Below are 13,937 nucleotides of genomic sequence, written 5' to 3' on the forward strand. Positions count from 1 at the left end.
ATGCAAAAGGCCCAACGTGAACCTTTCATCAAAAGGAATGGCGCGTCGGCTACTGGCAACGGCACAAAGCGCGTCAATAAAGAGGAAGACAAGGCCGGTGATTTTGCCCGGCAGGCAACGGGGAATGCTGCTATCGTGCAGGCCTTTCAACAGGCAAGCGGGTCACTGAAGCGGCCGGCTCTTAAGACATCCCAGGCCCCGACCGCCAAACAGGCCGTTAAGCCACCGGAGGTGGGAGGGCTCGATGGGTTTCCGCTACCGGCTACGCTGGTCGCTGCCTTTAAACTTCACCTGGGAGAAGACTTCGCGGAAGTAAGGCTCTATGCCGATCCGCTGAGCACCAGGATCGCCAAAGAACACAACGCTGCCGCCCTTACGGTGGGTGAGCAGATCTTCTTCAACACAGATGTCTTTAAACCTGGTACGCCGGAGGGTTTATCCCTGCTGGCGCATGAGCTATTTCATACCATCGAACCCGGCGAGCAACCTGACCACGTTGAGGTGCAACTGAAGCCGCTCACGGAACCTACCGACCGCACGCCTTACCAGCAAATGGCTTTGGAAAGGGCCGCGAAGATAGCGGTAGGAGAACAGGGTAAAGTGAACTCCAATGCCTTGAATGAAGACCAGACGCGTGTGGGCTGGCAGTTCCTGGTAGAATACTTCCGTACGACGTTTGGCGACGATAATATTGTCAAGGATAAATCGGAGCATAAACCGGGCAAGTTCCTGGAAGACTATATCAAGTTCGTACGCAGGGGTGCAGCCACAAAGGTGTTTGTGAATAAGGCCGGCAAACACGAAACGCGGGTTGAACAAAATGTTGACCTGCTGCCCAGCTGGTGCGGCATTTTTGCGTTCTGGGCCCTGCACAAAAGTGGCATCCATCCGCCGCCCTGGCAGGTGGGCAAGCCCAATTTCACCAGTGCAGATGCTTATAAGAAAGGGGACTACCTGCCACGCCCCGGCGATATCGTGATCAAGAACGGTTATAACCACCATGCATTAGTAGTGCGTACCGATCCGGCTAAGATAACCGACAGCAAGGACCTGGCCACGGTAAAGGTGATCACCATCAATGGTAATACGGCGGGCAGCAATCATACCGGCGGACAGATACAGGTTAAAACAGATCCTTATAGTTATTGGGATTATTATATCAACCCCTTCTTCAAAGGCGTAGAGCTTACGCCCGAGAAAGACTTTCAATTGGACGACCGGCTGAAGGAACAAGCGGGAGGAGGAGGCGGTACAGCTGCACCTGCGGTTACCATCGCTCCGGCCAATACGACCATCAATACCTACAATACATCGCTGGAGCCGGTAGGGCTGAATATCCCTAAAAAGGAAGGTGAAGAGCCTGTGAAGCCCGATGCGGAGAAGGTGGAGGAGAGTCCGCTGAGCCCCAAGGAGATCATGGCCAAAGATGTGGCGTATGGAGAGTTGCAGGGTTCGCTGAACCGCAATGCGAAGCACGAACAAACGCATGACCCGGCTGAGCAGAAGGCTGGTGAAGCTCAAAGCAGTGCCGTATCGCCGGTAAACGAGCGGTTGAGTAAAGCGAAGGCCATCAAGGTAGAGGACCTCGGTGCTATGCCAAGGCCTGCGCCTTTCAAAGCGCAGGAGCTGAAGGACAATATACTGGCGGCGGTGAAAGAGATGTTGAAAAAGCGGGCCGAGAAGACGCCGGAGGGCGATAAGCCCACCGTCATCAAAGAGGACCTCGATGGGGTCAAGGTACAGAACAAGGAAGATATCAAGAGCAAGAAGAACGCATCGGCGGGTGCTATCGAGTCGGCCCAGAAACTGCCGCCGAATGAGCAGGCCGTTGAACAGCGCGAGAGCAGTGAGGTAGTGGTGGAAAACCCGGGGCCGGATAAGCATATCCCCAATACGGAGAAAGCCGTTGCGAAGCCGATCGTCGATGAGCGGATCACGCTGGAGGAAGACTCGGGCAAGATCGATTCGAAGATGGCAGAGAATGATGTGGACGAGCAGCAACTGGAAGAATCGAATGAAGAGAAGTTCACCGGGGCGCTGGGAGAGAAAAGAGGTAGCCAGGCAAAGGCGGCTGCCGTCAAGACGGATTACCGTGCTATTGAAGACGAGAAACTCGAGAAAGATAAGAAGAATGCCAAGGCAGGCATCAACAGTAAGGTACAGCTGATGCACGACATCAGGGAGGGGGAGTTTGGCAACGTGGGTACGGTGAAAAATGCCACCAAGAGTGCGGATGAATTGAAACGAAAAGAGATATCCGACAAGATCGAGAAGCTGTATACGGATGCGGAGTTGTCGGTGAATGCGAAGCTGGAAGCGCTGGACAAAACTGTCAATGAGGAGTTTGATCTTGTGATGGCCCGGGCCAACGAGCACTTTAAAACGAGCGTCAACCATGCGCTCGATGAGGAGTTTACCTGGGAATGGGCTTCCAAGACATTCGACAGCGGCGATTACAACCGGCGGGTGCAGAAGGTATTCCGCGAAGAGTCGACCAAGTATGAGAATGAGTTGTCGGAGGCGCTTAATCCGCTCACGACGAAGATTGCCAATACGCTCAATGCCATCGTAGATGAAATAGAAGCGGCGAAGAAAGCGGTGGTGGTGTTTGTGAATGGACTCGAACCGGCGTTGAAAGACCTGGGTATGGAGAGTGCGAAGCAGGTGATGGAGAAATTCAATACGCTACAGCAGAGTGTGAATGAGAAGCAGGAGGCGTTGACGAATGGCCTGGCGAAGAAATATGCCGATGGGGTGATGGCGTTGGAAGAAGAGTTCAAGAAGATCATGGATTCGCGCAAGAGCTGGCTGGAGAAAGCGCTGGATGCGATTGTGGATGCCATTAAGGAGATCATCAACCTCCTGATCGACCTTAAAAAGGCGCTGGAGCGGGCGGCGGAGTATGGCAAACGGATCATCAAGGCGCCGCTTAAGTTCTTTGGCAACCTGTGCAAGGGCGCCTCAGAAGGCTTTAACAATTTCGTGAAGAATATCGGCAAGCATTTGCTGCAGGGCGCGCTGGAATGGATCACCGGTGAGATGGGGGATGCGGGTATTGTGCTGCCGGATAAGTTCGATTTTAAAGGCATCCTCAGTATCATTTTACAGATACTCGGTATTTCGATCCAGAACATCAAGGAGATCGCCAAGAAAGTGATCGGGGAGAAGTATGTGACGATGCTGGAGAAGGGGGCGGACCTGGGTGTGAAGGCGGGCGATAAGATACTGCAAATTTTCACGATCGTGAAGAAAGATGGTATTGCAGGTTTGTGGGAATTCATCAAAGAGCAGTTCAACGACCTGAAGGAAAAGCTGATGGAAGAAGCGAAGGGGTTCATTATTGCTACGATCATCGAGGCGGCTGTGATCAAGGTGGTGTCGATGCTGATACCGGGTGCGGGGTTTATTACGGCCGTGAAGGCGTTGATCGACTTTTTGCGTACGCTGTTTGCCAAGGCAAGGCAGATCGTCAATATCATTACGGGCATCATCGATACGTTTGGCGAGATACTGGCCGGCAATGTAGGTAAGGTGGCGGGTATGGTAGAGAATGTGCTGGCAAAGTTCCTGGGACTGGCCATTACCTTCCTGGCGGCGATATTGGGGCTGGGCAAGATCGGGAAGAAGATCAATGAGATCATTCAAAAGAAGATCAAGGACCCCATCAATAAGGCCATTACGAAGATGATGGAGAAGCTGAAACAGTTGATGACGAAGCTGGGCATCTTTAAATTCCTCGACAAGGTAGACGACAAGATCAAGAGTGGTAAGAAATGGGTGGAGGATAAGAAGCAGCAGGTAAAACAGAAAGCTACTGATGTATTGAATAAAGTAAAGGGGTTTTTGGGCGGCTTGTTCAATAAATACACGGATGAAAGCGGCGAAACCCATACGCTGCGGTTCAAGGGCACCGATCTATACCGGGAGAGCGTTAGTAAGGCCCTGGGTAATTACCTGCTGGAAGTGAAGGGGGAGATAGAAGGCATCAGCAATGCAGATGAAAAAAAGAAACACCTGAGCTCGGTTACCAAAGCTTTTACATTACACAAGAAGATCGTTGACCTGATTGGCGAAACCGTCAAGAAGAGCGGTGGAAAATATCAGGGGGCGGATAAAGGGTTTAGTCCGGCCGAAGGCGAATTGCTGCGTGGCTACCTCAAGGATATTGCCGAGCTACTACGTATGCTGCCATTGAAGAACAAGAAGAAATTCATTCCAAAAACAAAGATCGCTTACCGTGATGGTGTTGCGGATGGAGAGCATGCCAAAGCCACGTTCCTTTCGCTTGATTCGGATGAGGCGGGCAGCCAGCCAGCGGGTGCCAATTCGCCCTTGTCGCAAAATGTAATCGACATTGTACTTACCAAACGATCGAATCATAACCTGGTACGCGGGCACCTGATCAACCACGAGTTGTACGGTACGGGCGTTGGCACGAAAAACCTGGCACCGATACCCAAGCGGGCGAATTCGAAGATGTTGAATACCTTTGAAAAGGATACCAAGAACCTGGTGCATGCCAATAATATCGTAGAGCTGGAAGTAACCATGCATTATGGGGCTCCCAACGACAAAATGAAGAGCGGAAAATCGCTTTTGAAGGATAAGTTACCGTCGGGCGCCAAGTTACCTACGAGCGTTGGGTTTACGGTGAACCAGCTGGAATTTAGTGGTCCGGTCAATTCGAAAGATGCGGTGGTGAACGACCGGACGAAATGGAAACCGAATGGATTGTCACGAACCGCCGACCTGCCCATCAACCATGATGACTTCTTTTAACAGCTATGAGCGTTCAAAACAACTTTGAAGCATTCCACGAGAAAATGCAGGCTACCTTCCCGGCCATGTATGCCGAAGCCAATGAGATGGAAGCCATGGGCATTTCTCTATGCCTTGTGCCTATCCTGCACTCGGACCTGTTGGATAATTTCATCAAACAGGAGTTTGGCGCCGAGGGAGATTTTCCGTTAGCCGGAGGCATACGGGGTAACCAGCACCGGGGCATCATGCCTACCGGTGAAACCTGGATGTATTGCTGCTGTGGCAACGACACCGCAAAGCGTGTTGAATTCATTCAAACCATTCCCGTCTATTTATCACTACCTAATTCGTTGCTCAATATCGAGGCGGCTTTGCCGGGGGAGCCTTTCTTATCGGGGCGGCTGGTATTCAGTAGTTATTTCAGGAAGCAGTTTCAGGATCATTCGCTGGTCTATGAGCAACGTTTCAGCAACCTGAACCTGGGCGGCTTTATGAACACCCAGCTTACATTGGATGATCTTGTTTTGACAGAGCCGGTGAAGCGCTGTATCGATGAGATCAAACACTGGCAGTATTTCCAGGAACATAACACCGGGTCGGTTGCTTTCACGAAGCGACTGAAGCAGGGATTGAAGGTGATCTTTTTTGGCAAGAGCGGTACTGGTAAAACGCAAACGGCGACCATCATGGCCCAGCAGTTGGGGAAACCGATCTACCGGATCGATCTGTCGCAAATCGTTTCCAAGTATATCGGAGAAACGGAGAAGAACTTATCGAAGATATTTGAAGCAGCGGAACATAAGAACTGGGTGTTGTTCTTTGATGAAGGCGATGCGTTGTTTGGGAAGCGCACTTCCGTCAACTCATCGAACGACCGGTATGCCAACCAGGAGGTGGCCTATCTGTTGCAGCGCATTGAAGACTATCCCGGCATTATCATTCTATCTACGAATCTGAAGGAGAATATTGACCCGGCTTTTCTACGGCGATTTCAGATCATTGCGGAGTTTCCCATGCCCGATCAGGTGCAGCGCCATGCGATCTGGGAAAAGCTGCTGGCAGAGTTGCCGGAGGGGATGGTGCAGATGAATGAACTGGACTGGAGCGAGATCACGAAAACAGAGTTAAGCGGCGGTGGCATTACGAACATCATTCAGTATGCCCTGTTGAAGTCGACCTACCAACAGGTACCGATCGGACTTCCCATGCTCAAGGAGGGGATCATTCGCGAGTTGCGGAAGGAGAATAGATTGACAAGTTTGTGAGGGGTGGGGCAGCTTCTATTGTGAGGTTATAGAAGAGGATACGGGCTATGTAATGGAAGCGGAGGTGTTAAAATTGGCGGAAAAAAATTGTCTCCAGTTGAGTCGAAACTGCCCTGAATTTCGTATATTATAGGTAGTTGCTATATGGCTTAAACAGGCTGATCTTAAAGCGAAATTCTATGTTCTTCTCTTCAATCTTTACTACACTCATTCCGAGCAAACCCGCCACGGGACTAGCTTTGCCAACTTTACAGGCAATAAATCAGCATTGGTACTGCATTTGAGGGTGTTTGGCCCGCCGTTGCCCCGGAGTTCCCCCGGCATTCCCCGGGCATTCGTTGGGGAATGATCAAGAATTACCCGGGAGTAGATGAGAGACTGACCACGGATCGACCAGGGACTGAATAGGCAAAGATCAAGCCCTTTTCAGGACCAGAAAAGGGGACGATCCGGAAGGGCATGAGTAACCTGTATGGTGAGTACCCGGCTGCCAACTTCAGAATGTGGGTGGTTGCAATGGGAAACGCAGCGCCAGGCTGGACAGGGGGCGAATTAGAGGGTGTGTGGACGGCATGTCGGAGGCTGGGCAGCGTGCGCCGTTTTGGGGGAGTAGGCCGGCACTTTGTGGCTGAGTGGCCGGTACATAATTAGTTGGCCATTCCAGGGTATTTTAAGGCAATTTTGGAGCATTTTAACCGTTTTAATACGCAGAAGGTTACCGTTATTGGTAACCTTTTTTCGTTAGCAGGATCCGTTAACGTCAGCGATGATCAGGCATAAGCATTTCTAAAAATAAATATGATAATTTAAGTCCTTTTTGACGTGGTACATTTGGAATCGCCCCCTCGAAAGGGTTATATTTAAATAAAGCATATTATATGGCAAGATATTACGGTCCGGTTGAAATAAGGGGATCTATTGGCGGCATGACCTACTACACCAACGAGGAAGGCCGCTTTGCCAAGGAGAAAAGCAGTCCCAGGAAACACCGCATGAAACATGGCGAAGAGTTCATGGTTTCGCGCCGGTATTCGTCGGAATTCAGGGGCGCCACGGCCGTTACTCAACAATTGTGTGCGGCGATGGGTAATTTGAAAAAGGGCGTGCGATCGATGCGTCAGTCATCGAGGATCACGGCCTGGCTGTTGGGCGTAGCTCATACCGATCCAGTGAGCGACTGGGGCGAACGGAAAGTGTGGTTGGGTGATCTATCGCAATTGCAGGGGTTTGACTTCAACCATCAACTGGCGCTGGACGATGCTTTGCCCGTGAACCTGTGGAACAGTTGCAGGGTGGAAGCCGGAAAGGCTATTGTGCAGATGCCTGGGTTCAGGTTGCGGCGTAAGAAAATGGTGCCCAAAGACGCAACACATTTCAGGATGGTGAGTGCGGTGATCTACCTGGATGCGGGCAAAAAGACCTTCCGCAAGGATCAGAAGAGTGCGGAACTGTGTGCGATCGGCAATAAACAGGGGCCAGCGTTTGAGGTGGAGCATACGATCGAGGCGGGAGCGCATCAGTTGTTGTTTTGGCTGGTGGGTATCGAGTATTATGGTTTGAATAAAAAGAACAAACTGGACATACTGAAAGGGGGCGCTGTACGTGTGATGGGTTGCGGTTTGGGCGGATTGGTGGATTATAAGGGTTTGGCAAGTGCAGGAGCGGAGGAGTTGGTGATCGAAACAGGGCAGAAGGATGTGAAGATTGACGATAAGGAGCCATTGGTGGAATTCTCGTCAGGGCAAAGCGAAGAGTGGAAATGTGAGGAGACTCCATTGAAGCCTGCAGCAACAGTTGAAGCCGGGATGGTAGAGGCAATAGGTAGCGCTGAACATATGGAGCCATTGAACGAGGCAAAGCCCGTTGCGTTACCCTTGGGGGTGGCCGCAAAAACCGGGGCCGCCAACAAAATAATAAAGGGGCACTATTGCAGCATTCGAATAAGCGGCCAGATAGGTTTGGAGGCTCATGAGGCTATCCGAAACGTTCCGGGATTTGAGCAGGTATCCTTTAACGAGATGATCGTGTATTGCGATTACTCGGACTATGAGATCCCTGTGGGCTATGTTTTCAGGAAGGTCATTAGCAGCACCGGCCAGGTAATTCCTTGTACTGTTCAATTAGTGGCGGTGACCCAACAATTTGCCAAGCCAATGGATGGCATACCCCGAGGGTGGAAATCCATTTGTAAGCTATCCATCCAGCATTCGACCGTCCCTGCGCTGCTTGCCAATATTCCGGTAAGTGAGGACTGGCATAACCAGACCGATCAGCAGATCATGTTATCAGGTAAACCGGCGGAACCTGTATAGTCTTAGATATTTTTGATTTGTTTTAAGTGTGTATGAAAAAGTGGCTCTCGTAATGACCTATATATCGTGGATAAGGACAGACAGGAGATCCGTCATTGAGAGATGTGTATAGGCGAACTGCCTGAGGATGAGAAATAGACAGTAGAGGTATGTGTCGACGAACGGCCGGTTGCTGATGCGGGAGGGATCAAGGACCATGCGACAAACAAAGTAGAATACAGTGCATTAAATGATGATAAAACTTTTGCAAGGAACAGAGAGATGAGAAAATTTATATCAGTCCCCAAAGACCAAACAGCATTAGCAGCCTTGGATTACGACCAGGCAACCAAAGATCAATTATTCGAGGTAACCATCGAAGACGACCTATTTGGTGCATTGTGGCGAAAGGGCATTTGGGGCGACATCAATCTTATTGTCAACGTGAATATAGACGCTTACGAAGATGAACAAATTACGGACCTGGAAGATATACAGGAAATACTGCGGCGTGGGGTTTTTGACAGGAGCTATTCCGATGAAGCGTTAAATTTGAAAATCAAAGAGATTAAAGTCCTGTTTCAGCGGGCAATAGATTGCAAAACCGGTGTATTTTTCTTTTTTTGAGTTAAATAAGTTCACCAATGGCATCCAGGCTGATTGCGCATGCTGTCCAATGCATCACTTACAAGGGGCTTTGTAAATCCATCCTTGTTGCTGCCCTTATTTTCGGCTGGTTTGATGGCATGGCGCAGAAAGCCGTTTACCCGGATAGCCTGTTGATTGATTTTGATTTCTTCGAAGGAAAAATAGACGACACCAGCCAACTGCGATTAACCCTTACGTTCCGCAATGTTGGAAAATCTGTTGCTTATGTAGACTCGGTAATAGAAGCCGAGATCAGGCCCGATCATTTCTATTTCCCAAATCTCAGCTTTGAATTTGAGGAATACAAAGACGGGAAATATGTAAACTTTAGATATAGATACAGTTGCCATTTCGCCGATCCGGACATCATCAGCAAAGTCACACGGCCGTATGGCCTTTTGAATCCCGGAGAAACCACTACAAGGACGTATAACGTATTTATTCAGGGCATCAGCAGTTTTACCGGCAAATACAGGATGCGTGTAAGCTTGCTTAAATTACCTATGATTTCTACAACTTCATTCACAACAGAATTTTACCGCAGCAGATGGTTTACGTTCGAAATTACGCGGCCCATGCAAATCATTTATAACGAAGACGGATCGATCCGATCCAATACTATAAATAAATAACAACCATGCTTGTACCATACTTAACCTTTAATGGTAATGCCGAAGAAGCTTTTAGCTTTTATAAGACAGTATTGAATGGTGAATTCCTTTCGGTGCAACGATTGAGCGAAACGCCGTTTGCCGAACAGGCGCCTGAAGCGACGCGCAATAAGATTATGCATATTTCGCTGGAAGCGCCGGGCGGTTTTAAACTGATGGGCAGTGACCATTTCGATTTCATGGGTGAGGTCTTTGTGCCGGGTAATAATTTCAGTCTGAGTCTGCATCCCGAAAGCGAGTCCAAAGCGGATGAGCTGTTCAATGCTTTGTCGGCCGGCGGCACGGTCATCATGCCCATGGAAAAAGTTTACTGGGGTGCTTACTTCGGCATGTTCATAGATAAGTTTGGTATTAAATGGTTGATCAATTGCTAACGAAGCATTTGTGACTTCAATTATACACATAAGCCTTCCTATGCCCAAACACCGTTGCGCCGCACTACGCAGACTGAGCACATTGTTGGTGTCAATGCTCTTACTGTACTATACAGGGATGGCTCAATCACAGCCCAAAGCTGAAAACCTGCAAATCAATTTTCAGTTCTTCGAAGGAAAAATAAGGGATACCAGCCAGCTTAGACTTACTATTTCATTTCATAATGCTGGAAACGATTCTGCGCACATTTATACCCCGTTGAAATTCGGAATTAAGTACGACCCTTACGATGCCAACCTATATTTTGAGTTTCAAAAACAGGAAGCGGGAGGGTACAAAGAATACCGCGATTTAAACATCTGCTATTTACTGTATGACTCAGCAGCAGCTTCCAAACCGCATAACTACTTGTTACTTACGCCTGGCAATAAACTGTTTTTGACCTACAATCTATTTGACCGTACAGAATCAGTTTATACTGGCAAATACAAAATGAGAGCTCACGTGCTTATTGACTCTAAAGACAATACCTATCTATATATTAGCAGTCGCTGGTTTGAATATGAAATTATCAGAGACATTTATATTGTCAGGAACGACGACGGATCTGTAAGGGTAAATAATATTCACGATACAGATAAGTGAACTTGAAAAATGGAAGGCAACTTGCTTTTTTTGCCAACCGAGATCAATAGAAGGGCCCGATAAAAGTCATCACCTAGATTCTGGGGATTGAATTGTATGTTTGGATTGCAGCAGCTGTGTTATTTTCAGTTTTCACTTAAAGAATGAGACTAAACACCAATTTAACCAACTCTACTTATGGCATTGATATTTATCGGAAAGAGTGTTTGCCCAATTTGCAAAAATGTGCTGCATGAAGGGGAAGCAATAACGGGATTTCCGGCATTTGTACCCAACAATAAAGACCCTATCTACTTTTTCAATGACGGCGGTTTCCACCAGGAATGCGTTCCCAAACATGAATTTGGCAACCTCGCCTTGAAAAGCGTGTCGTTAGACTATGAAAAGGTAGACTACACAAGAAAAATATGTCTGGTATCTAAGGAGCGCATCGCTGAAATGGACGATTACTTTAATACGGGACTGCTTACCTCCGATGAGCATGAACCGCTGTACCCCTACAACTTTATCACCCTGCACAAGAAATACATCAAGGATTGGGAGCTAAAAGAAGATCTGCTTCAAAAACTAATTGCCTTTAAAGAAAACGATCGCTGGAACGATTACTTTGGAGGACGGCTATTGGATGATATGATTGAAACTATCAAGAACCCTATTCCATAACATTCAAGCCCATCTCACGAAGCTGATATGATAGGGATCATATTTATTATAGTAGTAATTGTATATGCTATCTGGGAATACGTCTCTACTCCAGATATAGCACCCCTTAAAACGCTGCCAGGCAGGCCTGATCCTATGGTTCGAACAATGGAAGACTTTATCAGGGTCGTAAAATTTCATGAACTGGTGAAGCCTTGTAGTGAACATGATATTATTGCGCTGGAAAAGAGCATGGACATACGGTTACCCGCTACCTATAAAAAATTCTTGCTGAGTATGGGACACAAAGCTGGTAATTTTTGGGTAGGGACAGAGGGCTTCTATCATTTCCTTTTTAGAGCAAAGGTATCTACCGAGGAACTTATTGAAGAAAACAGCCTTAGCCCCTTGCCTGACGACGCCTTTCCGTTCTGGATGCATCAGGGGTATATGGCTGCATATTTTAGACTTTCGGATGGAGATGATCCACCCGTATATTTATATTCGGAAGGGCCAGTAGCTACCGAGGGCTTTATGCTTAGCCACAACACACTCACTGACTTTTTCCTATGGGAGCTTAAGCTTCATTATCACCAATACGGCATTATTTTACCAGAGCATTTGGAGAAACCTTTATCTCAGGCTAACCAAATCTAAGATCCCAGCAAATAAGATTGGGCGACCTCAATGATTATACTTGTTCCGATAGGCTACCGGCGTTAGTCCGGTTATTTTGACGAACACTTCGCGGAAGGCGTTTACGTTTACGTATCCCACGTCGTACATCACCTCATTTACGGTCTTACGACCGGCTTCGAGTTGCTTTTTGGCCGCCTCCATCCGCACCCGCTGGATGTATTCGAAGACGGCATTGTCGGTGGCTGAGCGGAAACGACGCTCAAATGTCCTGCGACCCAGCGCCACGCGGCTGGCGAGGTCTTCGACCGTTAGCTTGTCCGCATAATGTGTTTCAATGTACTCCTGCGCCTGCAGCACCTCCCGGTCATCATGCTCTTTTTGTCCGTTGAATATGGAAAACTGCGACTGGCTGTTGCGGCTGATATCCAAAGCAAAATATTTGGAGGCCCAAACCGCTGTCGCTTTGTCCGTATACTTTTCAACCAGGTGAAGCAACAAGTTCCAGTAGGAGGTGGATCCGCCACTCGTGTATAATCCGTTGTGCTCGGTGATGATATTATCGTCTACCAATTGCACGCCGGGGAAATAACCCCTGAACTCATTCGCAAACTGCCAGTGCGTGGCACACTGATTCTCCTTGAGCAGTCCGGTAGCCGCCAACAAGAATGCGCCGGTACACAGGCTCGCGATCTCCGTATGCCGATGGTAGTGCCGTATGAGCCAGGGATTGAAGCGCATATTCAGTATCAGCATCGGTATCACCTCATCACTGATGGATGGAATGATGATCAGGTCATGCTGCATGGCATCATCGATGACGGCATCCGTTTTAATGATATATAGCCCGCCTCCCAGCGTCACCTCGCGGGTTAGTCCGACCAGCCGGACCTCGAAGGCCGCTTCTTTTCCGAGCCCCCGCAGGTATTCATTCACCTTCAGGAACATATACCGCGCATCTTCGACAGCAGAGATCAATGCGTTATGTGGTACAATGATAGAAATGTGCTTCATGCACCAAATGTAGGGTAGTTGCCTGTCGCAATCGCCGTGCATGTTTGTCGGAATTGCGTATTACCGGCCTGCGATTGCGCCGCTACCTTTGCTCTATCAACAAACAATTCATTGATTATGATCAGCATCAAACCTTACTTGAACTTTCCCGGTGATACGGAAGCAGCTTTCAAATTTTACCGATCGGTTTTTGGCGGAGACTTCAAAGCTCTGCAACGTTTCGCAGACCTTCCCGGCGGTGACCGGATCGCCGAGGCTGACCAGCAAAAGATCATGCATGTTTCGCTTCCCGTAGGTGACACGGTTTTAATGGCCACCGATTCATTGGCTTCGATGGGACAGGCCCTGACGGCGGGGAACAATTTTACCCTGGCTGTTTTTACGGAATCGGAGAAGGATGCCGACCGGATCTTCACCGCCCTGGCGCAGGGTGGGGAGATCAGCATGGCGATGAACAAAGCCTTCTGGGGCGCCTATGTAGGCATGCTGACGGATAAATTTTCCATTCAATGGATGATCAGTTATGATCCAGGTAAATAATCAACCATGAAAAAGCTAAAGATATTGTATTGGATCTTCACCGGCCTGCTGATTGCCGGACTGGCTACCGGCTCTGTCTTTGAGTTATTCATGCACCCGGGCGCCATCGAACCATTTACCGTGCTGGGATACCCGACCTACCTGGCGCCCTTCATGGGCATCGCCCGGCTGCTGGGACTTTTTGCCATTGTGTACCCACGGTTTCCCCGGATCACCGAATGGGCCTATGCGGGGCTGACGTTTGATATTCTGGGTGCCACTTACTCGCTGATCGTAACCGGCCATGGCTTCGGGGCGCTGGCCTTTCCACTGGTTACGTTGTTGTTTCTCGTTGGATCGTATGTCACCTACCACAAAAGATCTTCCAGCAACAATTATTATCCTACGATAGCCATGAAAGAGGCGGCAGTATAGTGCTGCCGCCCCTGACTTTCAATTGTTCACTTATA

At 48.8% G+C, this 13,937-nt stretch carries 12 protein-coding genes; 11 read left to right on the forward strand and 1 reads right to left on the reverse strand.

Going from position 1 to position 13,937, the window contains the following annotated elements:
* The 9 genes from P2H89_RS09205 (at position 1) to P2H89_RS09245 (ending at position 11,955) form a co-directional block, all read left to right on the forward strand.
* Positions 1-4,779 (forward strand): DUF4157 domain-containing protein, encoded by a 4,779-nt coding sequence (locus P2H89_RS09205; RefSeq protein ID WP_275826418.1) that lies wholly within the window; start codon positions 1-3, stop codon positions 4,777-4,779.
* 5 nt (positions 4,780-4,784) lie between these two features.
* Complete coding sequence (locus tag P2H89_RS09210) at positions 4,785-6,026, forward strand: ATP-binding protein (protein ID WP_275826419.1); 1,242 nt, start codon at positions 4,785-4,787, stop codon at positions 6,024-6,026.
* 878 nt (positions 6,027-6,904) lie between these two features.
* Positions 6,905-8,338, forward strand: a complete 1,434-nt coding sequence (locus tag P2H89_RS09215) for a hypothetical protein (protein ID WP_275826420.1) — start codon at positions 6,905-6,907, stop codon at positions 8,336-8,338.
* A gap of 261 nt (positions 8,339-8,599) precedes the next feature.
* Positions 8,600-8,944 (forward strand): hypothetical protein, encoded by a 345-nt coding sequence (locus P2H89_RS09220; protein ID WP_275826421.1) that lies wholly within the window; start codon positions 8,600-8,602, stop codon positions 8,942-8,944.
* A gap of 17 nt (positions 8,945-8,961) precedes the next feature.
* Positions 8,962-9,597, forward strand: coding sequence for a hypothetical protein (locus P2H89_RS09225; protein WP_275826422.1), 636 nt, complete (start codon positions 8,962-8,964; stop codon positions 9,595-9,597).
* A 5-nt stretch (positions 9,598-9,602) separates the two neighbouring features.
* Entirely contained in the window at positions 9,603-10,010 is a 408-nt protein-coding gene (locus P2H89_RS09230; protein WP_275826423.1) for a VOC family protein, read from the forward strand.
* 118 nt (positions 10,011-10,128) lie between these two features.
* Positions 10,129-10,656, forward strand: coding sequence for a hypothetical protein (locus tag P2H89_RS09235; protein ID WP_275826424.1), 528 nt, complete (start codon positions 10,129-10,131; stop codon positions 10,654-10,656).
* A gap of 177 nt (positions 10,657-10,833) precedes the next feature.
* Positions 10,834-11,319 carry a hypothetical protein gene (locus P2H89_RS09240; protein ID WP_275826425.1) on the forward strand — a complete coding sequence of 162 codons (486 nt, stop codon included), beginning with the start codon at positions 10,834-10,836 and terminating at the stop codon, positions 11,317-11,319.
* Between the two features lie 27 nt (positions 11,320-11,346).
* Positions 11,347-11,955, forward strand: coding sequence for an SMI1/KNR4 family protein (locus P2H89_RS09245; RefSeq protein WP_275826426.1), 609 nt, complete (start codon positions 11,347-11,349; stop codon positions 11,953-11,955).
* 27 nt (positions 11,956-11,982) lie between these two features.
* Here the strand turns inward: P2H89_RS09245 and P2H89_RS09250 are convergent, their stop codons facing one another.
* Entirely contained in the window at positions 11,983-12,948 is a 966-nt protein-coding gene (locus P2H89_RS09250; RefSeq protein WP_275826427.1) for a helix-turn-helix domain-containing protein, read from the reverse strand.
* Between the two features lie 117 nt (positions 12,949-13,065).
* Between P2H89_RS09250 and P2H89_RS09255 the strand changes: the two genes are divergently transcribed.
* Entirely contained in the window at positions 13,066-13,488 is a 423-nt protein-coding gene (locus P2H89_RS09255) for a VOC family protein (protein ID WP_275826428.1), read from the forward strand.
* Between the two features lie 6 nt (positions 13,489-13,494).
* On the forward strand, positions 13,495-13,902 hold the full coding sequence (locus P2H89_RS09260) for a DoxX family protein (RefSeq protein WP_275826430.1): 408 nt from the start codon (positions 13,495-13,497) through the stop codon (positions 13,900-13,902).
* Positions 13,903-13,937: the final 35 nt, after the last annotated feature.

The organism is Paraflavitalea sp. CAU 1676, assembly GCF_029223285.1.
In the GTDB taxonomy this organism is placed as follows: Bacteria; Bacteroidota; Bacteroidia; order Chitinophagales; family Chitinophagaceae; genus Paraflavitalea.

Excerpts from the sequence above, each read along its gene's own strand:
- P2H89_RS09230 (WP_275826423.1), top strand. The coding sequence starts at position 9,603 with ATGCTTGTACCATACTTAACCTTTAATGGTAATGCCGAAGAAGCTTTT.
- P2H89_RS09215 (WP_275826420.1), top strand. The coding sequence starts at position 6,905 with ATGGCAAGATATTACGGTCCGGTTGAAATAAGGGGATCTATTGGCGGC.
- P2H89_RS09205 (WP_275826418.1), top strand. The coding sequence starts at position 1 with ATGCAAAAGGCCCAACGTGAACCTTTCATCAAAAGGAATGGCGCGTCG.
- P2H89_RS09260 (WP_275826430.1), top strand. The coding sequence starts at position 13,495 with ATGAAAAAGCTAAAGATATTGTATTGGATCTTCACCGGCCTGCTGATT.
- P2H89_RS09210 (WP_275826419.1), top strand. The coding sequence starts at position 4,785 with ATGAGCGTTCAAAACAACTTTGAAGCATTCCACGAGAAAATGCAGGCT.
- P2H89_RS09235 (WP_275826424.1), top strand. The coding sequence starts at position 10,129 with ATGGCTCAATCACAGCCCAAAGCTGAAAACCTGCAAATCAATTTTCAG.
- P2H89_RS09225 (WP_275826422.1), top strand. The coding sequence starts at position 8,962 with ATGGCATCCAGGCTGATTGCGCATGCTGTCCAATGCATCACTTACAAG.
- P2H89_RS09245 (WP_275826426.1), top strand. The coding sequence starts at position 11,347 with ATGATAGGGATCATATTTATTATAGTAGTAATTGTATATGCTATCTGG.
- P2H89_RS09250 (WP_275826427.1), bottom strand. The coding sequence starts at position 12,948 with ATGAAGCACATTTCTATCATTGTACCACATAACGCATTGATCTCTGCT.
- P2H89_RS09220 (WP_275826421.1), top strand. The coding sequence starts at position 8,600 with ATGAGAAAATTTATATCAGTCCCCAAAGACCAAACAGCATTAGCAGCC.
- P2H89_RS09240 (WP_275826425.1), top strand. The coding sequence starts at position 10,834 with ATGGCATTGATATTTATCGGAAAGAGTGTTTGCCCAATTTGCAAAAAT.
- P2H89_RS09255 (WP_275826428.1), top strand. The coding sequence starts at position 13,066 with ATGATCAGCATCAAACCTTACTTGAACTTTCCCGGTGATACGGAAGCA.